This window comes from Sphingorhabdus sp. EL138, from assembly GCF_945890115.1.
Lineage (GTDB): Bacteria > Pseudomonadota > Alphaproteobacteria > Sphingomonadales > Sphingomonadaceae > Sphingorhabdus_B.
In genome coordinates, this window is sequence record NZ_CAMDCK010000025.1 from 1 (window position 1) to 19,726 (window position 19,726).

The window sequence follows — 19,726 nt, forward strand, 5'->3', positions numbered from 1 at the left end:
CAGGGCATCCGCCATGCTTACATCAAACGTGGAACTCCACAGCTGAACGGCAAAGTCGAGCGATCCCATCGCTCAGACCAACAGGAGTTTTACCAGCTCCTGTCATACAAAGGCGACGTCGATCTCGAGGCCAAGCTCATCGAATGGGAGAACTTCTACAACTTCAACCGACCGCACGGTGCTTTCAACGGAAAAACACCCTATGAAGCCCTTCGCGAAAGGCTATAATCTCTCCCAGTCGATGTCCCGCTAGATCGTCAATCTTACAAGCGACTTACACTCTCCACGCCGTCGGTTGTAACGCTCGATCTGCGCAATGGGCCTCTGCAGTCAGAGGAAATGCGGGTTGCGGTTGAACCCCAACCGGCACGCTACGCCGGGATTTACCGCGATACGCTAACCTTGGAATTTACGCCGTTTTAGGCCGTCCTCTTTGCCCATTAAATCGGGATGGATGCCATTTACGCGCGATTGAAGGATTGTTTGAAAAACCATTTGTCCGACACAATCCCTTACATCAAACAGTTGTTTCGACACTTTCGAGATAGCTAGACAATTCACGTAATAGCTTGCACGCTCTGTTCAGGTCTATGTCCTCGGATGCCTGCTCAAGATCCGCGCCAAAGTCAGTGATTGCCTGAAATCCAAAACCCCCTCCGGACCCTCGCATGTTATGCGCTAGTGTTGCCACAGTTGCATAGTCGGCTCGGTCCAAGGATTCGCGCATGACGATGACATCCTTCCGACAGCTTTCCAAATAGGCGGGGATGACCTTCGCGAGGCGTCGGGCTGAACGCTGAAGCGAAGAAGCAACGCTGTCTTCAGACGGCAATGAGGCGGGTAAGATCGCCGAATAATCCTTGATCGCCTGAAGCAGGACATCCTGCTTGATCGGCTTGGTCAGATAGGCGGTGCAACCGGCCGCGAGACACGTCTCGCGGTCGCCCTTCAAGGCTGAGGCGGTCAGGGCAATTATCGCAGTTGGCTTGCGACAATTCTCTTTCTCCCATGCACGCAGGTTCTGGGTCGCGGTCAATCCGTCCATCACTGGCATTTGCCGATCCATCAGCACTAGGTCGTAATCGCCGGTCTTGAACATCTCGCAGGCGATGAGCCCAGTTTCGGCAACGTCGACTTGATAGGGCGTATCCGCGAGATAAGCCAAGGCGATAATACAATTGTCGGGTCCATCCTCTGCCATCAAAATGCGCAGCGGCTGCAGCGGCGTATCGATATCGGCGGTTTTAAGTTCGCCGACCGACCGATTATTAGCAGCCCCGATTTCGAACGGGACGACGAAGCCGAATGTGCTGCCCTTGCCTATTTCGCTGGTGACCCAAATGCGCCCGCCCATTAATTCTACCAGCCGCTTGGAAATCGTCAGCCCAAGTCCTGAACCGCCAAATCGGCGCGTCGTCGACGTATCGGCCTGGGCGAAACGCTCAAAGACCGCAGTGAGCTTATCATCGGTAATGCCTATACCTGAGTCGCTAACCGTAAACCGTAAGGCAGCGGGCGTAGCGCAATCCTGAACCGGCTCCACTGCCAGCGTGATATGGCCGGACTCGGTAAATTTGATGGCATTGCCGAGCAAGTTCAGCAGAACCTGCCGCAGCCGCGTCGGATCGCCGATCAAGTCATTGCTCACGCTTGGGGCAATTTCGCAAAGCAGGACGAGGTTCTTCTCCTGCGCGCGCGGCATGACCATTTCAATCACCTTTTCCAGATGGTCGCGAAGTACGAAATCGGTCTGCTCAAGCTCAAGCTGCGCCGCTTCGACTTTTGACAGATCAAGGATATCGTTGATGAGATTGAGCAAGGTATCGCCCGAACGGCGGAAGATCTGGACATATTTGTCCTGCTCGGGCGTGAGTGATGTCTTAGCAAGCAGGTCGGCAATGCCCATGATTGCATTCATCGGCGTGCGGATTTCGTGGCTCATGCTGGCGAGGAAATCGGACTTGGTCCGGCTGGCGCTCTCTGCCGCGACCTTGGCGAGTTGTAGTTCTTGCTCGAACCTTGTGCGCTCGGTAACATCGCGCGCGGCGGCGAAAACCCCCTGCAGCGTGCGATTGCGATCATAGAATGTGGTGGCATTGTAGGAGACCACAGTCTGTCTACCGTCACGCGCGCACGCGGTAAGTTCATAGTCGGTAATCGATTTTTCGTGAAGCACCCGCTTGATGCCGGCCTCGGCCCGGTCGGGATCAGTGAAACAATCCTTGAACGGTGACCCGATCAATTCGTCGCGGGTGCATCCGGTTAGCGCCTCCATTTGCTTGTTGACGTCGGTGATGATGCCCGAAGGGTCGGTGGTCATTAAGGCGTCGATGTTGGACTCGATCAACGAGCGGGTGTAGAATTGCTGGTCGCGCAGACGCTGGTCGGATTTTTTCTGTTCCGCCTCAACCAACTTGCGCGCGGTGTTGTCAGTGCCGATCAGCAAATAGCCAATAATCATGCCAGCTGCATCGCGCAGGGCAGTGACCGATACGACTGCCGGCAGCCGACTGCCATCCTTGCAGATGTAGGTCAGCTCGTAAATGTCTTCGATGCCGCGAGACGCCTTGAACACTAAGGCGTCGAAACCGGGCGTAATATCAGCGGCCAGTTCAGCGCTCAGAGACTGCGCGCGCGTGATCAGTTCCTGAGGATCGGAGATGTCCGCTGGGGTAATCGTGTTCATCACTTCAGCCGCTGTATAACCGAGCATGCGTTCGGCACCGACATTGAATATTTGGATCACGCCTTGCGCATCGGTGGCGATGCTCGAGAAGTTTGCGCTGTTGAAGATCGCGCTCTGCAGGGCCCCTGCCTGCAGTAGCGCCTCTTCGGCGGCCTTTCGCGCGGTGTTGTCAGTGCCGATCAGCAAATAGCCGATGATAGTGCCAGCCACATCGCGCAGCGCAGTGACCGAAACGACGGCTGGAAACCGCGTGCCATCCTTGCGAATATAGGTCAATTCGTAGATATCTTCGATGCCGCGAGACGCCTTGAAAACTAGGGCGTCGAAGCCCGAAGTGATCGGTGTTGCCAACTCCGCGCTTAGCCACTGGGCGCGAACAATCAACTCCTGCGGGTCCGAAATATCCGCTGGGGTGATCATGTTTATGACTTCGTCCGCAGTATATCCCAGCATCTTCTCCGCGCCAAAGTTGAAGATCTGGATTACGCCCTTCGCGTCGGTCGCGATGCTGGAAAAGTTGGCGCTGTTAAAGATAGCGCGTTGCAAAGCGTCGGCTTTGACAATCGACTCTTCAGTCGGTCCTGCGAGGTTGTTGAAAGTGGGATTGGGCACTTTATCTGCGGCTGCTTCGGATGGTGTAAGGGTGATGACATGTCCTGACTCGGTGTTAGTCCGTGACCTCTGCAAAGATTTCGGCTGGTCTTGGAAATATTAGTGAAGGATCTCTGTGAGTAACGTCTCGACTTGAGCCGGCGAATACGGCTTCTGCAGGAAGCGCCCGCCAGGGACAAACCGCTCAGTCATGTTCTGCGTAAGCGAACTGCCAGAGGTGTAGAGCACAGGCAAAAGGGGCCTGAGCCCAATCGCCTGATTGGCGACGTCATATCCACCAAATGCCAACGCATCCAGACGGATATCCACGAATAGCGCGTCAATTGGGTGCGGTGCTACAAGGTGCACAAGCGCTCTTGCAAGGTCACTTGTAGCCAGCGGGTAGTGGCCCAAATCTTTGAGTATCCATGCAAGATTCTCGCGAATAAAAACATCGTCTTCAACTATAAGGATGGTAGCCATCAGTTCTGCATACTGTGTGATTTTGGCATAATTGTTCTTCCCCCAAATCAGCCCATTGAAAACTGGTCAAAAGCGCAAACTCGCGACGGGTCAAAATGTTCCGTAGACTGGCATTTCACAAGAAACATGATCGGGTAAATACGAACAAAATATTGAAAATAAAGTATTTTTCTAATAAATACTATACAACAGATAATACAATAATGTGATAAAAGCACTGTTTTTGCTTGGTTTGTGCATTCTTCGTTAGGCGGGGGTCGTGCGTTCGAATCCTATAGGCGGCACCATTTTTTCCATAATTCCGGTCATCACATAATCTTGCCTGCGTCGATGAACGCGGCTTGGACTTGACCGATTGCACTTAGATATGCAGGGAAAACGGCATGAACCATTTAACTGTTAGCCAAGCCGTCCTTTCGCGTCGTTCTATCCGCGCGTTTACACCCAAAACCGTCTCGTTGGACATACTCCACCGGGTCATGGACAAGGCACGATGGGCGCCATCGGGTTGTAATTTTCAACCATGGGAAGCAACGATCCTGACCGGCGCGCCGCTTGCTGAAATGCAGCAGAAAATGCTGACTTCGCCTATGCAGGACCCGCCGGAATATTCATGGTCCGAACCAGAGGTTATTCCCGAATGCAAGGCGCGCTTGGCGCAAGTAGGGGCATCCATGTATCAAGCGATGGGTATTGGTCGCTCTGACGCTGATGCGCGCAGCGATTTCGTTCGCAACAATGTGATGTCGTTCAATGCCCCTGCGGTATTGCTGTGCTATTTCGACCGCCGCATGGGGTCGCCGCAATGGTCGGATGTCGGCATGTGGCTGCAAACGATCATGCTATTGCTGCGTGAAGAAGGGCTGGACACTTGCCCGCAGGAATTTCTCGCCATGCATGCAAAGCTCATCAAGGAATTTATTGGTGTTTCCGATGAAACCCACATTTTCTTCTGCGGTATCGCCATTGGCTATAGAGACGATGCAGCGGCGGTTAACGGCTTTGAACGGCAGCGCGAACCTGTTGAAGGTAATGTCCGCTTCGTCGGTTTCTGATAACTAGTCCTGATACGAGGGACCTGACCCTATAGAGATAGTTTCTGCAGTCGTGCAGATAGGCTGTCGGTATCATCTTTACCGACAGCCTCTCGCTTTGCGTCAATGCTAACGCATTTGCTCCCTTCAAAAACTCAGCCGCCTGTAGCAGGTTTTGGAACAACGCGGGTTTCCACCGCGGCAGCTGGGTCAAGATATAGCTTGGCCTGCTCCATAATGTCGTTGAGCCCGATCGCTCCAATTAGTGCAATGCGGGTTCGACGCCAGTCTAACAGTTCGGGGTCGTATTGCGCTTCTGCAACCAGGCCTCTCCAACTGTTGTTTTGGCGTGCCTGACGCTGCCATCGCTCCAAAATAGGCTTACGTGCGCGCAGAAGTTCGTCTGCAGACGGAGGCGTATCGCGCAAGTCGGTCGCAATCTTTCGGATAACCTTGGCAACAGCATCCATGGCGCTCGGCGCTGCAGGAGCTGAGGCGATCAGGTAACCGAACCCTTTATAGGTAGAGGAATCTTCCGACGCGGCATTAGGCGTGTATGTTGCGCCTAATTCTTCTCGAAGCACATCGATCAGGCGTAGTCCCATTATTTCGGCCAGCAAGTTACGCGCGATAGATGCCTTAAAGTCGCTGTCATCCGTCGTTGGCCAGACGAGCGCTATTGCGCCCTGATCAGCCGAACCTGTGTGGTTCAGGGTCCGAAGCGAACGATTGGGTGTGAATATCGCGGGTTTCACGGTCATGGACGGCGCAGCAACGGCACGTCTGTTCGGCAGCGCACCCAGCGACCCTGCCACAGCGGCGATTGCTGCATTTTCGTCAATATCACCCACCAAGCCTATCCGGATCACGCCATTGGCCAATTGAGGCGCAATGACAGCCCGCATCTCGTCAAGCGTCCGCGCCGCCAATTGATCGCCATTGATAATACCAAAGCGCGCATCTTCCCCAGCCAAGATATAAGGGACGGCCAGTGCCGCGATCTGCGAAGGATTGGACATGATATTCTTGGAAATTACAGGGGCGATGCCAGCCCATTGCGCCTGCGTTGCGGGATCATAAGCAGGATCCGTCACTCCGGCGGCCAGCAGTTTCATCTGAAACGCCAGATCCGTCGCGGTGGTGCCGCCGCCTGCGGCAATCCCATCTTCTGCAACGGTCATACCAATGGCAACCTGACGCCCGGCGGTAATCCGGCGCAACTCGTCAATATTATGCTTTTTGAAGCCATCGACGGACGTCAATACTTGCACCAGCACGGCCAAGCCTGGCTTATCCGACGGGAAAAGCTGTTCGCCTTGTCCAATTTTGGCAGACCATGCGATTTTACCGGGCTCAAAATCCGTCTTTTTAAGATTCAGCTCCACGCCATTGGCAAAGCGGATCGTCCGAATAGCAAGATCAGCAATCATCGTATCGGAAACAATTTTTCCAGCCGGTCCGAAATTGTCATATGCGAACGCCTTGGTGGCTGCGTCTACTGGTGCAGCGACCGCGACTTTTGTGCTCGCCGCGAGCGCGGATAACACGGCAGAATCACCGCCTGCGATTGTCTGTTTCGTTGCGACATGCACAAGCGAAGGACCTCCGGCCCATGCCGCACGGAATGCATCGCTGACGGCTTGCGCGGTGAGATCAGCCTCAAACGCATTGTAGAATGCCAAATTTGCCGACGGAGAAAGATACAAGCTGTCCGCCAACGACGCGGCTGCGATTTGGTCGGCAATGCCTGCGCTGGATGCGCCAGCCTCTTGCTTGACAATATTCTCCAATGCGGTGCGAATATTGGCTTTTGCCTCAGTAATTTCTGCGGTGGTAAAGCCGAACTGGATTGCTTGGCGGAGTTGTTGTTCACCAACGCTAATCGCAGGCAGCCATTGACCGTCTTTGGCGACAATGATCATCGTGGCCGAGCGCGCAGACCGGGCGATGTCCTGCACGGCTGCTTGACCCAAAATGAGGGGACTGTCTGCCTTACGGCTTAGCTCGTTGAGCCGATTGGACAAGGCGGCGGCGGCAATAGCCTGAAGCACATCGCGGCGACTTTCTTCCACATTGTTTTTTGGCGGCGAATAAGGAGAGACCCGATCAAATTGGATGATTTCTGGGACCGATGGATCTGTAAACGTCGCCATAATCGGGGATGCCGTTGGCGTAATTTTAGGGACATAATTGTCTTTTGCCGTGCCTTTGGCTTTCCAGTTGGCAAAGCGCGTGCGGATATCCCGCTCCATTGCCGTAACATCAAAGTCACCGACCATCACAAGCGTTGCACGATCTGGACGGTAATAACCTTCATATAATGCGCGCAGTTGTTCGGGGGTGATATTGGCAATCGTCTCGGGCGTGCCCACCATTGCCGGACCAAAGCGCGGATCACGCATTTGCTTGCCAATCGCATCAAGCGCGCGGCGCGTTTGTGGCACGTCCCGAACGCGGAATTCGGACAATAAGATACCGCGTTCACGATCCACCGCGCCTTTGTTCAGCGTGAGTTCCGAAGCAATCTCACGCATAAAAGTGAGCGCGCTATCAACGGTCTCAGGGTTAGTATTCGGCAGGTCTAATTTGTAGGTTGTTTGTTCAAGGCCGGTTTCGGCGTTGGTGTCCGCACCAAATGCAAGGCCAAGCCGTTCCAACCGTTTCACCAACTCGCCTTCGGGAATGTTGGTTGAACCGTTAAATGCCATATGCTCAAGAAAATGCGCTGCGCCACCCTGCTCCGGCGGCGCATCACGCATGCCGACGTCGAAAGCAAAGCGGATGACGGCTGTTCCTTTTGGCGTTTCATTGCGCTTCAGCGCGTAGCGCATGCCATTGGGCAAGATACCAAAAAGGACCGAGGGATCGGCAGGCAGATCGCTGCTGGTCAGCCCCCAAGCGGGAATACCATTGGTCTGCGCTTTAGCCGATTGTTGTTTTTCTGGTGTGGTGGGTGCAGTTTGCGCAAGAACGGGCGCGGATAGCCCTGCACATATAAATGCAAGCGCAGATGCACGCACCATCCACGTTTTTTTACCTGCGCGGCGATTGGCAGAAGAAGAATTGCGACCCATCATAAAATCTCCCTAATTTAATAGCTTAGGCGAAAAGCTATCAGATTATAGGCAGGTGGCAATAGGGATTTTGGGGCTGTGTCGATTTTGCTGAAATGGCGCTCTCGCGCAGTAGCCTGCCCCCGCAGGTTGGCTATTTCTTGCCTTTGCGGCCTTTTCTCGCGGCATATCTGGCATCGCGTTCCAGCTTGCGTTCTTCGTCGGTTTTTGTCGGCACGGCGGGCTCGATGGACATTTGCGCACGTTCCAGCTTCGCGGCCTTTTCCAGTTCACGGGCCGCCAGCTTTTCTGCGCGGGCTTTTGCTTGCGCTTGCTCACGCGCTTCGGCGGCGGCGCGCCGTGCGGCCAGCGTCGCTTCGTCGAGCTTTGGCTTTGCGCGCAGCTTATCAACGGCGTCCAGCTTCGCCTTATTGGCCAGTGCTGCACGCTCTTGAAACGACGGCTCTTTGTATGAAGACATATTCTTATTTTATCCATTGGGTGTGATGGCAACGCGGCGTACGCCAGCGATGACCTTGGATAACGCCTTAAAGGCAAAGACGCCCCACGGCAAATTGCAATCCGCTTAAAATTATAGGCACGGCTGGCCAGCCACGCGCCATGATCGGTTGAACCAGCATCAGGCCAAGGTGACAAGGCCAATCACTGCGCCCGTCATCGCAGAGGCCATATTGCCGGCGACCCAGCTTTTCATGCCTAGAGCGGAGACCTCTGCGCGCCGTGTGGGGGCGAGCGTGGCGATGGTCGATACCAACAGGCCGACGCTGGCAAGGTTTGCAACCCCGCATAAGGCATATGTGATGATCAGCTTGCTGCGCGCGTCAAAACTGTCGGCGGGCAGGGCGGCGAGATCAAGATAGGCGACATATTCGTTGAGGATGGTCTTTGTGCCCATCAATGCCCCTGCCGCTGGTGCTTGGTCCCATGGGATGCCAATGGTCCACATCAACGGCGCGAACAGCCAGCCAAAAATGCGTTTGAGGGTCAGGGGCTGTGCATCCATTTGGGGTAGCAGGGCCAGCAACTGGTCGGTCAAATTGACCAAGGCAAATACGACGATGATGATGGCGATAACGGCCAGCACCAATTGGATGCCCTCCATCGTGCCTTTGATGACTGCGTCCATGCTGCTTTCATATTTCAGGTCAGCGTCGGCATCCGCGGCGCTCATGCTGCCGTCGCCTGGGACCATCAGGCGCGCGATGAGCACGGCGGCGGGTAAGGAAATCAGCGAGGCGACAATCATATGGCCAACGGCGTTCGGCACGGTCTTGGCCAAGGTGGTGGCATATAAGACAAGGATAGCGCCGGAGATGGTGGCCATGATCAACACCATGATCATAAACAATTCGGCCCTGTTCATCCGTTCAAACCACGCCCGCAGGACAAGCGGGGATTCGACTACGCCCAAAAACATGGTCGCGCCGCCGCCCAGCCCAACGACGCCGCTGACACCTAAGGTCTTGCGCAAGGCCCAGGACAGGCCACGGACCGCCGCGCGCAATATGCCCCAATGCCACAAAAGCGCCGAGAGCGCGGAAAAGACGATGATGAGCGGTAAGATTTGAAACGCGACGATGACGGGCTGTTCCACGCCGGGCTTGAGCACAAAGGGGATTGGCGCACCGCCGGTATAGCCAAACATATAGCTGGATCCGACCAATGTCGCCTTTTCCACTGCCGCGACCGCATCATTGGCATAGCCGACCAAGGTCCAGATGAACGGCACGCGCGTGACCGCCAGCGCGAGGGCAATTTGCACAAAAAGCGCGCCGAAAATCCAGCGCGAAGATGGCCGTGCGGCGCGGTCTTCGGACAAGGCCCAAGCGAGCGTCAGGATCAACGCGATGCCAATCAAACCCTGTCCCTGCTGCAAAATCACCATGTCCGCCCTTATCCTGCCAAGCCTTAGCTGCGCTATACGCCAACTGCCTTTAAGCTTTTGCTTACCGAATTCTAACAGCAGGTGTTAACTAAATTACGCGATAAAGACTGGGGTAAATGCAGGGATTGGCCGAAATCATGGGGTGGGATCGATTCTGCGACGGGCTTGCCTGAATAGCTGCGGGTTGAAGGCGATGCTTCGGTAAGGATTCAGTGATGCTATTGTCCAAATATCGCAAAAATGACTCCGGCGCATCTGCAACCGAATTTGCGTTGGCCGTCCCGCTTATTGTGGTGTTGTTTTATGGAATGGCGCAATTCGGGCGCATCTTGCTGGCCAACGCCGGGCTGCGGCATGCCATTGATACAGGCGCGCGCGCCAAACAGAAAACCGCAGCGCCAACGATGATCCATAACCAAATCCCCAACGCGACGTTGACCCAAAATTTTCCGTCGCGTGACAGGGGCGCGGCCGATGCATCTTGGTCCAATATGCCGCTTATTGGAGTGTCGATGACTGCATCCACTGCCACAGATTCTGCAACAGAATGTGTCAGCGTAAAGCGCCCCTCAACGGGCTCCGCGCTGACAGCTGCTTGCGGGTTCTCTTGCGTGTATTTGCAGCCATAGATTTGTCCACCGTCCCACATGATTTCAGCTTCCATCACGCCCATAGGGGCAAGGGTGACCTCTATGACCTCACCCACAGCTAAGGCGCATGTGGTTTCTATGAGTAAGCCTGTATCCGATATGTCGTGGACCAAAGCTGCACCCGACGCGGTGCCGTTTTCGCGGCCTTCAAAGTCGAGAATGAGCGTGTGGCGTCGCCTTTCTCGATTGTCGATCGATGTTTCGATTTTTGCTTCTCTCGGCGGCATTGGCATGGCGGCATTCCCTGCGCCCTCCCAAGTGCCGGAAGCGCGTTAACAATCCTGCAGAATGACAAATAAATATCAGGCGCAGAATATAGGAAAAATACTGTTGTTTCAGACTTCTGCTTGGCCGCTCAAGCCGGGAGGACGCGTTGCAGCAACCACATGACGGCGATGCTGCCAATGGCATAAGCGCTGATCATCTGCGCCCGGGCGACGTAGAGTGCATGCACGCGGCGCAGCGCCCCTAAGGCCAACAATGCCACGCCGACGATGACAAGCTGACCCGCCTCAACGCCCAGATTGAACGTTAGCAAAGCCATCGGCACTTCGCCCTGCGGCAATCCGATTTCGGCAAGCGCCCCTGCAAAGCCGAAGCCATGGAGCAGGCCAAACAGAAAGGCGACGACCCATGGAAAACGCTCCGACAAGCGCAGCTCACCGGGTTTGCGTTTCAGTATTTCGACGGCAAGGAAGACAATCGACAACGCAATGGCAGCCTCCACTGGCGGGCCGGGTAGGCTGATAAGTTCCAGCGTCGTTGCCACCAAGGTCAGCGAATGCGCTATCGTGAAAGCCGTCACCGTTGCCGCGATGCGCCACGCGCCGTTCAGCAAAAGCACAAGGCACAGCACGAACAATAAATGGTCATATCCCATCAATATATGTTCGACGCCGGTCACAAAATAGGTCCGCGCGACCTGCCACCGGTCCGGTTTTTGCATGATGACAGCAATGGGGTTGGCTGGCGTTAGCCGTGCGGCCTGCGTGATCCCATTGGCGGATTGATAACGCAGCAACGCGTCGGCTGGTGTGTTCTCCATGCCGCTTAAGCGGACCGAACGGCCGGCTAAAGTCGCATTGCAGTCAATGTCCCAGCGCGCCAGCAACGCGGCGGCATCCACGCTACGCACGGGTTCGGTCGCGGTGCAATCGCGCGGGAATATTGGCACGACACGCGCGGCAAGGCCCGGCCGGATCGGCGCTTTCCATGTGATTTTATATTGGTGGGTAAAGGCTTCACGCTCGCGAATTTCCAGATAGCCCGGTTGCAAGTCATCTGCGCGGGCAACCGACGTGCAGCCAATTGCGAGCAAGAGCAAAAGGAAAAAGCGGACAATCACGGCTTGGCAATACGAATGTCATATCCGTCGAGCAGCGCCTGATAGGCAGCCGCTTCGCGCGCGACCTGCGTTTCGGCACGCCAGTCGTTGGACACGCGCTGGCGGATGTCAGACAAAGGCGGTGTCCCTGATGCCACGACATCGCGGACGCGCGCGGCGTGCCAGCCGAAACCGGATCTTACTGGCCCGCTCCAACGCCCATTGGGTAAATTGCGCAGGCTGTCGGCAAAGGCCTCGCCAAATTCACGGGCGATGCTGTCCGACGCCGCCTTGTCCATGCTGGCCGATACGCTCAGCGGCTGTGCTTGCACTTGCTTTCCGGCGTTGATGGCAAGGACTGATGCTTTCGCGATCTCTTCATCCTCGCCCAAAAACTGCTGGTCAAAACTGAAGGCTGGTTGTGCGGCATAGCGGATTTTGTTGGCGGCATAAAAGCTTTGCAGCGCAGCTTCGGTGGGTTCCATATTCTCGATTTCTGCATTGGCCAGAAATTCCATTTTGGCGCGCAAGCGGCGGCGGATGACGGGATCATCGACATCTAGCCCAAGGCGCATGCTCTCGCGGAAATAGATTTCTTCCTTGATATAATCGCGGATCAGGCTGTCGAGCTGCTGCTGGGTCGGCGCGCGCCGCCACGTCTGTTCCCATTGCGACGCGAGCCGCGCGACATCCGCTTCATTGATCGTGATACTGCGGTCAAGGCTGTCTTCGCCGCCAAGCTGCGCCATCAGCAGAAACAGGGCCGACCCTGCGCCAAGGAAATGCACCAAGGGCTCGCGCAGAGCCTGCTTCATCCAATCATATATCATGAAATGGCGACACCGGAGCCGGGGCGCTCAATCATGATCAGCGGCGCATCGCCATTTGGCGTTTTATAGGCCGCTTTTATGCTGGCCTGCACATCCGCCACGCGCGCACGCGGCATGATCGCCACCGCCGCGCCACCAAATCCTCCACCCGTCATCCGTGCGCCCCCTTGAATGCCAATCGCATTTTGCAAAAGCGTTACCAAATCATCAATCGCCGGAATAGTGATTTCGAAATCGTCGCGCATCGACTGATGGCTTTGCGCCATCAATATACCCAGCGCGGCGAGGTCATTTTTGGCGAGCGCGTCGGCTGCGTCCAAACTGCGCTGATTCTCGGTAATGACATGCCGCGCGCGTGCCAACTATCGACCACATTGCGGATGTCGGCCACCGACATTTCCGGCAACGTCTTTCCATGGTCGAGCGAAAAGCAAATGACTCTACAGGTTCCATTGGCAAGAGCCGCACGAAACAAGGGTTTGTCTTTTTCTACTCTACAGGCTGCGCCGGGCCTATCCTGCTGACCCTGCCATGGCCTTTTGGTCCGATGCGGGGACACCAAAATCCATTCATCTTTCAATGGGTTGAAACGACGGTCGGGCTACTCATGCAACGACATCGGGCAGTGTCCAATCAATCGGCGGGAACCCGTTTTTAACCAGAAAGGCGTTGCATTGCGAGAAATGCTTGCAGCCCAAAAAACCGTTATGCGCCGACAAAGGCGATGGATGCGCGGCCTTGAGCAGCAGATGGCGGCGGCTATCGACATTCGCCGCCTTTTTATGGGCATAAGCGCCCCAAAGCATGAAGACGACTGGCTCTGCCTTGTCGTTCACTTGCGCAATAATCGCATCTGTAAACGGCTCCCAGCCCTTTTTGCTGTGCGACGCCGCTTTGGCGATTTCGACCGTGAGGACGCTGTTCAGCAACAGCACGCCTTGCTGCGCCCAATGCTCCAAAAAGCCATGCTGCGGGCGGGGCAGGCCCAAGTCGCTTCCTAACTCTTTGTAAATATAAGAAATACTTGGCGGAGGACGCACGTCAGGCGGCACGCTGAAACACAGGCCATGTGCTTGCCCCGGCCCATGATATGGGTCTTGCCCCAAAATGACGACGCGCACCTTGTCTAGCGGCGTCAGCTCAAGCGCCCGGAACCATGCGCCCTGCGGCGGGAAAATCGTTTTGCCTGCCGCAAGTTCGGCGTCGAGAAAGCCTTGCAGCGCCAGCGTCTCTGGCGTGACAAGCGCCGCCCTTAGGGGCGTCTGCCAATCCTGCGGCAGCGCGAAAGTGGTCATTCGGCCTTGGGCGGCGCGGTCAGCAAATCGGTCCAAGCCTGCATTTCTTTAGACGTAGCAGGGCCAAGCAATTCCATCGCATGGCGCAACCGCTCTCTTATGATGTCGCGGCCCAAATGGGTGATTGCGTCGAACAAAGGCACGCCCTGCGCGCTGCCGGTGATGGCGATGTAGAAGGGGCGAATGACGTCCTTTAACTTCGCGTCCAAAACCTCGGCGGTCCGGCGCAACGTCGCTTCGACGCCGTCCCGGTTCCAGTCGATCATGCCGTCGAACTGCTGCAACCCAAGGGCATAGGCGGCGCGTTGTGCATCCTGTTCCAGCTTCACACCATCGCGCAACCGCTCTGCGGTCATGCCGTCAATCCGGTTCATGAAGAACATCGCTGTCAGGCCGCCCAAGTCCGACATTTTGGTAATCCGCGCCTGCGCCATTTCAGCGATAGGGGTAAGGTAACTGTCATTCAGCGCCCACGCCTTCACCGCTTCCAAGAATTCCGAAACGCTAAGTTCTTCCCGCAAATAACGGCCATTGAGCCAATCCAGCTTCGACGTGTCGAACACTGGCCCGCCAAGCGAAATATTGTGAACGTCGAATTCGTCAATCAGTGTTTGCAGTGAGGTTTTTTCATCTTCTTCGCTGGCCGATTTGATGAACAAGCCCAAGAAGTTCTGCATCGCCTGCGGGAGATAGCCTGCGCGTTGATAATATAAGATGCTGGTCGGGTTTTTACGCTTCGAAAGCTTCGATTTGTCTGCGTTGCGGAGCAATGGCAAATGCGTAAGCACCGGCGGCTCCCAGCCGAAATATTGGTACAGCAACAGATGTTTTGGCGCAGACGAAATCCATTCCTCACCGCGCATGACATGGGTGATGCCCATGAGGTGATCGTCGACAACATTGGCGAGATGGTAAGTCGGCAGGCCGTCCGATTTCATCAGCACCTGCATGTCAACGACCCCATATTCGAACGCGATTTCGCCGCGCAGCGTATCTTGAACAATGCATGTGCCCGTCGATGGAATTTTCATCCGGACAACGTGCGACACGCCGTCGCTATCGCGCTTTGCGATATCGTCAGAGGTGAGCGCCAAACAGGTGCCATCATATTTGGGGGGTTGCTTCGCCGCAATTTGCGCGGCGCGTGCGGCCGCGAGCTTTTCTGGCGTACAATAGCATTTGAACGCATGGCCGTCGGCCAATAACTGGTCGCAATGGGCGGTGTAAATCGCGCTGCGTTCAGACTGGCGATAGGGACCATGTGGGCCGCCAACATCCGGGCCTTCGTCCCAGCTAAGGCCCAGCCAGCGCAGCGATTCCAAAATCATTTTTTCCGATTGCGGTGTTGACCGTGCTTGATCTGTATCCTCAATCCGCAACAGAAATTCGCCGCCATGCTTTTTGGCAAAGCAATAATTGATGAGCGCAATATAGGCGGTGCCGACATGTGGGTCGCCGGTGGGGGATGGTGCGACGCGGGTCCGTACTTTCATGAGAAACAAATGCCTTTGGTTTGGTTTGTCCGCGCTCTATCAAGCTGCAACGGCATTGTCATCTTTCCGGTGCAGGTAAAGGCCAAACTAATAGGAGCGGATCATGCAAAGCAGCCATTTTTCGATAAGCAGGCGGCAGTTCGGATTTGGTCTTGGCAGCATCGCGTTTGCAGGGCTTGCCGCGCGTGCCATTTCGCAGGCGCCCACCGCTGGAGCCAATGAAGTATATGGCTATGGCCCCTTGATGCGTGACCCAAATAACCTGATCGACCTGCCCAAAGGCTTTGATTATCGCGTCATTTCCCGGCTCGGCACCATCATGGATGATGGCTATTTAGTGCCAAACTCCGCCGACGGCATGGGCGCTATCGATTTGGGGAAGGGTAAGGTCGCCCTCATCCGTAACCATGAGCTTGCCATTGAGGAGCAGGATTTCGGGCCCTTCACCGGGAATGTAGCCAAAGATTTTCCAGCTTATGACCGCATGGCGGATGACAAATCGATGCCCTTGCCCGGTGGCACGACGACTTTGATCTATGATATGAAGACCGGCCAATGCGAGAGCGAGTTTTTGAGCCTTTCCGGCACGATCCGCAATTGCTCTGGCGGGATTACGCCATGGAGAAGCTGGCTGAGCTGCGAGGAAAATGTCACACGCGCTGGCAGCGGTGTCGGCAAAGACCATGGCTATATTTTTGAAGTTCCCGCTACGCAGAAAGGCCTTGTCACGCCTGTACCCTTAAAGGACATGGGGCGTTTCAACCATGAGGCCGCGTGCGTTGATCCGCGCACGGGTATTGTTTACCTGACCGAAGACCGTGGCGACAGTTTACTCTATCGCTTCATCCCCAATGCAAAGGGACAACTTGCCAAAGGTGGACGTCTGGAGGCCTTGGCCTTTGTTCAGGCCGAAATTAGCGACACGCGAAACTGGAATGAGGTTCAGGTCAGCAAAGGTCGCCAATATCAGGTGAAGTGGGTCCCGCTATCAGATCCCGAAAGCCCTCAGGATGACTTGCGTAAACAAGGTGCCGCGAAAGGTGCCGCGCTGTTTGCGCGTGGCGAAGGGATTTTTTGGGGAAATGGCGAATTGTTCTTTGCTTGCACCAATGGCGGCACGGCAAAATATGGTCAGATTTTTCGCTATGTTCCATCGGCAGATGAAGGGTCGCTGCGGGAGGCCGAAGCGCCGGGGATCATCGACTTGTTCATGGAATCGGCCAATCCTGCCTTTTACAATTATGGCGACAATATCGCTGTGATGCCAACAGGCCATTTGTTAGTGTGTGAGGACCAATATACCGACATTTCAAACAACCATTTGCGCGGCGTCACGGCAAAGGGGCAGACTTACATGATTGGCCGAAGCCGCGTGCAGACAGAATTTGCGGGGGGCTGTTTTTCGCCCGATGGCTCGACAATGTTTGTCAACATGATGGAGCCGACGATGACGCTGGCGATCACGGGGCCATGGGCTAGGGTAAAGTCTACCTAGCGGAAACTTTTGATCGGGCGTAGCGGTTACCGCTCATGCAGCAGATTCTCCCCAGACTCATTTCGCTTGGCACCGCCGTGCCGCCGCACCGCATCACGCAAGATGATGTCCTGTCGATTTTGGCTGTGGCCAAAGGGCAGGCCCTACCACCACGCATGGCTGAAATATTAGGCAACACCGGTATCTCGCAGCGCCATATAGCCATGCCGCCCGAATATTATTTTGACCCCAGAAGCTGGGCAAAGCGCGCAAGCGTTTACGAAGCTGTCGCCGCACAGATTTTTGAAGTGGCGGCCATGCAGGCTTTGGCGCGTGCGCATTTGCAGGCGGCTGACATAGGGCAGATTGTTTTTGTATCGACCACAGGAACAATGACGCCCAGCCTGCCAAGCCGGATGATAGCGAAAATGGGTTTTGCGCCCAATACACGCTGCGTGCCCTTATTTGGTTATGGTTGTGCTGGCGGGGTCATTGGCCTTGGCGTTGCGGCTGACCTGCATCGTGCGTGCCCCGACAAGCCGGTCCTGCTGGTCAGCCTTGAACTGTGCAGCCTCGCTTACGACCATGCCCGCATGGACAAAAAAGACATGGTCGCGCTGGCACTTTTTGCCGATGGCTGTGCCGCTGCGGTCATTGGCGCTGGGTCAGGACCGCAATTGGATGCATTTGCGAGCCATGTCTGGCCCGACACGCTCGATATGATGGGCTGGAAGATTGGCGATACAGGGTTTGATCTGGTGCTCGCGCGCGATATACCTGTTTTCGTGAATAGCCATTTTGCGCCCGTCTGCGACGATTTTATCGCAAAACAAGGCCTAACCAAAGCGGACATGGCTGAACCCGCCTGCCACCCGGGGGGTGGACGCGTGGTCGATGCGTTGGCGGATTATCTGGGCCATGATCTAGCCGCGACGCGTAAAGTCCTGCGCAATCATGGCAATATGAGTTCGCCAACAGTTTTGTTTGTGTTGGAAGCGTTGCTTGCTGCCGGGCCGATGGACAAACCCACCTTGTTGACTGCGCTTGGGCCTGGCTTTGTTGGTGCGATGGGACTCCTCAAGCCATGACGCCGTTTGACTGGCCAATTTGGGCGCTCATCGTCTTTGCGTATGTCATCCTGCAGCGGCTGGCTGAACTGGCTTATGCCAATGCCAACACCCGCCGCTTGCTGGCCGAAGGTGGCCGAGAGCACGGGGCGAAGCATTATCCCTTGTTCATTATCCTCCACGGCGGTTGGTTGGCCGCAATCGCCTTGTTTGCCGCGCCCACGCCCGCGCCTGACATGCTATTGCTCAACATCTTCATCGCCAGCCAAACCTTCCGCTTCTGGACGCTGGCGAGCATTGGCCGATGGTGGACCACACGGATCATCAGCGCGCCACATTTCCCGCGCGTGCGGCGCGGCCCTTACCGCTTCATCAAACACCCCAATTATGCTTTGGTCGTACTGGAGATTGCGGTTCTGCCGCTTCTTCTCGGCGCACCTGCCATGGCGATTACCTTCTCGATCTTGAATGCCGCGTTATTATGGTGGCGAATCAGGATTGAAAATGCCGTGCTGACGGAGCGTGGCAGCACTACTTGACCCGATAGCCAGCGGGCGCTAATGGCCCGCATTCCTGAAGCCGGAGAGATGATTCTCTTTGGCCCATGGGAAATACGCAGAATAGCAGCACATTATGTGTCAGGTCGGGTGGATCAAAGGCTGAGCCTCCACCGCAAAAAACGCCTTGCCACCTAAAGTAACCGCTTAACAAAGGTGAAGATATGCCAACGATTAACCAGCTGGTCCGCAAGGGCCGGACCCCTCAGAAGGTCAAGTCCAAGGTCCCTGCGATGGACCAAAATCCTCAGAAGCGCGGCGTTTGTACCCGCGTGTACACAACGACCCCGAAAAAGCCGAACTCGGCTTTGCGTAAGGTTGCGAAGATTCGCCTGACCAACCAGCGTGAAGTTATTTCCTATATCCCAGGCGAAGGCCACAACCTTCAAGAACATAGCGTTGTGCTTATCCGTGGCGGCCGCGTACGCGACCTTCCCGGTGTGCGTTACCACGTGCTTCGCGGCGTACTCGATACGCAGGGCGTCAAGGACCGTAAGCAATCGCGTTCCAAATATGGTGCAAAGCGTCCGAAGTAATTCGAACGTACCATTGGCTGGCCCGATTGGCGCGCGTCTGCGCTGCCACTGGTCCCATGAGATAAAGGAAATAAAATATGTCACGTCGTCGTCGTCCCGAAAAGCGCATCATCCTTCCCGATCCCAAATTCGGTGATATCGTGCTTTCGAAGTTTATGAATAACCTGATGCTGGACGGTAAGAAGTCAGCAGCGGAGCGTATCGTCTATGGTGCTTTGGAAACGGTTGAAGCCCGCGCCAAGAAAGACCCTATCCAGACCTTCCATGAGGCGCTGGATAACGTAAAGCCAGGGATCGAAGTCCGCAGCCGCCGTGTGGGTGGTGCGACCTATCAGGTTCCTTGCGAAGTGCGTCCAGAGCGCGCGCAGGCACTTGCGATTCGTTGGTTGATCGGCGCTGCCCGTAACCGCAGTGAAACTACCATGGCCGCCCGTTTGTCGGGTGAGTTGATGGATGCCGCATCGAACCGCGGCAACGCTGTCAAAAAACGTGAAGATACGCACCGTATGGCAGAAGCCAACCGGGCGTTTGCACATTATCGCTGGTAACAGCATGAATTTTTCCGTCATCTCGGCTTTCGTCGAGATGACCCGTTTGAAAAAGCGTAAATCGGGGGCTGGCATAAACCAGCCCCTTTCCCTATAGGGCAGCGCGAACCGCAGCCCCGCACTGGAGTAACGAATATGGCACGCAGCCATCCACTCAATATGTATCGCAACATCGGTATTATGGCGCATATCGACGCCG

The 19,726-nt window shown here is 55.6% G+C and carries 19 protein-coding genes and 1 pseudogene; 8 read left to right on the plus strand and 12 right to left on the minus strand.

The features are described from left to right. On the plus strand, positions 1–228 hold a 228-nt coding region (locus Q0O07_RS10480; protein ID WP_295491175.1), incomplete at its 5' end, for an integrase core domain-containing protein. A 289-nt stretch (positions 229–517) separates the two neighbouring features. Here the strand turns inward: Q0O07_RS10480 and Q0O07_RS10485 are convergent. Both Q0O07_RS10485 and Q0O07_RS10490 read right to left on the minus strand, forming a co-directional pair. Next, the gene (locus tag Q0O07_RS10485) at positions 518–3,298 is read right to left on the minus strand and encodes a PAS domain-containing hybrid sensor histidine kinase/response regulator (RefSeq protein ID WP_295493367.1); all 2,781 of its coding nucleotides are present in this window, start codon (positions 3,296–3,298) and stop codon (positions 518–520) included. A 99-nt stretch (positions 3,299–3,397) separates the two neighbouring features. Then, positions 3,398–3,760 (minus strand): response regulator, encoded by a 363-nt coding sequence (locus Q0O07_RS10490; RefSeq protein ID WP_295493369.1) that lies wholly within the window; start codon positions 3,758–3,760, stop codon positions 3,398–3,400. A 383-nt stretch (positions 3,761–4,143) separates the two neighbouring features. Here Q0O07_RS10490 and Q0O07_RS10495 point away from each other — a divergent pair, with 383 nt between their 5' ends. Further along, entirely contained in the window at positions 4,144–4,815 is a 672-nt protein-coding gene (locus Q0O07_RS10495; protein ID WP_295493371.1) for a nitroreductase, read from the plus strand. A gap of 134 nt (positions 4,816–4,949) precedes the next feature. Here Q0O07_RS10495 and Q0O07_RS10500 read toward each other — a convergent pair whose 3' ends face one another. From Q0O07_RS10500 to Q0O07_RS10510, 3 genes are all read right to left on the minus strand, one after another. Next, positions 4,950–7,871 (minus strand): pitrilysin family protein, encoded by a 2,922-nt coding sequence (locus Q0O07_RS10500; RefSeq protein ID WP_295493373.1) that lies wholly within the window; start codon positions 7,869–7,871, stop codon positions 4,950–4,952. Positions 7,872–8,001: 130 nt separating this feature from the next. Next, on the minus strand, positions 8,002–8,328 hold the full coding sequence (locus Q0O07_RS10505) for a DUF6481 family protein (protein WP_295493375.1): 327 nt from the start codon (positions 8,326–8,328) through the stop codon (positions 8,002–8,004). 159 nt (positions 8,329–8,487) lie between these two features. After that, the gene (locus Q0O07_RS10510; RefSeq protein WP_295493377.1) at positions 8,488–9,753 is read right to left on the minus strand and encodes a nucleoside transporter C-terminal domain-containing protein; all 1,266 of its coding nucleotides are present in this window, start codon (positions 9,751–9,753) and stop codon (positions 8,488–8,490) included. A gap of 308 nt (positions 9,754–10,061) precedes the next feature. On the opposite strand from Q0O07_RS10510, the gene Q0O07_RS11245 reads away from it, so the two are divergent. After that, on the plus strand, positions 10,062–10,382 hold the full coding sequence (locus Q0O07_RS11245) for a hypothetical protein (RefSeq protein WP_367271074.1): 321 nt from the start codon (positions 10,062–10,064) through the stop codon (positions 10,380–10,382). Here Q0O07_RS11245 and Q0O07_RS11250 read toward each other — a convergent pair. The 7 genes and pseudogenes from Q0O07_RS11250 to gltX form a co-directional block, all read right to left on the minus strand. After that, positions 10,367–10,636, minus strand: a pseudogene (locus Q0O07_RS11250) (PilZ domain-containing protein); the annotation flags it as partial. The gene Q0O07_RS11245 and the pseudogene Q0O07_RS11250 overlap by 16 nt on opposite strands. Before the next feature lie 122 nt (positions 10,637–10,758). Next, positions 10,759–11,748, minus strand: coding sequence for a HupE/UreJ family protein (locus tag Q0O07_RS10520; RefSeq protein WP_295493383.1), 990 nt, complete (start codon positions 11,746–11,748; stop codon positions 10,759–10,761). After that, entirely contained in the window at positions 11,745–12,557 is an 813-nt protein-coding gene (locus Q0O07_RS10525; protein WP_295493385.1) for a peptidylprolyl isomerase, read from the minus strand. The genes Q0O07_RS10520 and Q0O07_RS10525 overlap by 4 nt, the downstream gene beginning before the upstream one ends. Beyond that, positions 12,554–12,919: a hypothetical protein gene (locus Q0O07_RS10530; protein WP_295493387.1), complete on the minus strand. Its 366-nt coding sequence runs from the start codon at positions 12,917–12,919 to the stop codon at positions 12,554–12,556. The genes Q0O07_RS10525 and Q0O07_RS10530 overlap by 4 nt, the downstream gene beginning before the upstream one ends. Beyond that, on the minus strand, positions 12,823–13,116 hold the full coding sequence (locus Q0O07_RS11255) for a hypothetical protein (RefSeq protein WP_367271071.1): 294 nt from the start codon (positions 13,114–13,116) through the stop codon (positions 12,823–12,825). The genes Q0O07_RS10530 and Q0O07_RS11255 overlap by 97 nt, the downstream gene beginning before the upstream one ends. A gap of 46 nt (positions 13,117–13,162) precedes the next feature. Next, positions 13,163–13,852, minus strand: a complete 690-nt coding sequence (gene ung / locus Q0O07_RS10535; protein WP_295493390.1) for a uracil-DNA glycosylase — start codon at positions 13,850–13,852, stop codon at positions 13,163–13,165. Then, entirely contained in the window at positions 13,849–15,345 is a 1,497-nt protein-coding gene (gene gltX, locus Q0O07_RS10540) for a glutamate--tRNA ligase (protein ID WP_295493392.1), read from the minus strand. The genes ung and gltX overlap by 4 nt, the downstream gene beginning before the upstream one ends. Positions 15,346–15,448: 103 nt before the next feature. Here gltX and Q0O07_RS10545 point away from each other — a divergent pair, with 103 nt between their 5' ends. From Q0O07_RS10545 to rpsG, 5 genes are all read left to right on the plus strand, one after another. Beyond that, a complete protein-coding gene (locus Q0O07_RS10545; RefSeq protein ID WP_295493394.1) occupies positions 15,449–16,840 on the plus strand; it encodes an alkaline phosphatase PhoX in 1,392 nt (463 codons plus the stop codon). Positions 16,841–16,875: 35 nt separating this feature from the next. Continuing rightward, a complete protein-coding gene (locus Q0O07_RS10550) occupies positions 16,876–17,907 on the plus strand; it encodes a type III polyketide synthase (RefSeq protein WP_295493396.1) in 1,032 nt (343 codons plus the stop codon). After that, a complete protein-coding gene (locus Q0O07_RS10555; protein ID WP_295493399.1) occupies positions 17,904–18,425 on the plus strand; it encodes an isoprenylcysteine carboxylmethyltransferase family protein in 522 nt (173 codons plus the stop codon). The genes Q0O07_RS10550 and Q0O07_RS10555 overlap by 4 nt, the downstream gene beginning before the upstream one ends. A gap of 182 nt (positions 18,426–18,607) precedes the next feature. Continuing rightward, positions 18,608–18,979, plus strand: a complete 372-nt coding sequence (gene rpsL / locus Q0O07_RS10560; RefSeq protein WP_295442718.1) for a 30S ribosomal protein S12 — start codon at positions 18,608–18,610, stop codon at positions 18,977–18,979. Positions 18,980–19,056: 77 nt separating this feature from the next. Beyond that, a complete protein-coding gene (rpsG, locus tag Q0O07_RS10565; protein ID WP_125229576.1) occupies positions 19,057–19,527 on the plus strand; it encodes a 30S ribosomal protein S7 in 471 nt (156 codons plus the stop codon). The last annotated feature ends 199 nt before the right edge of the window (positions 19,528–19,726 follow it).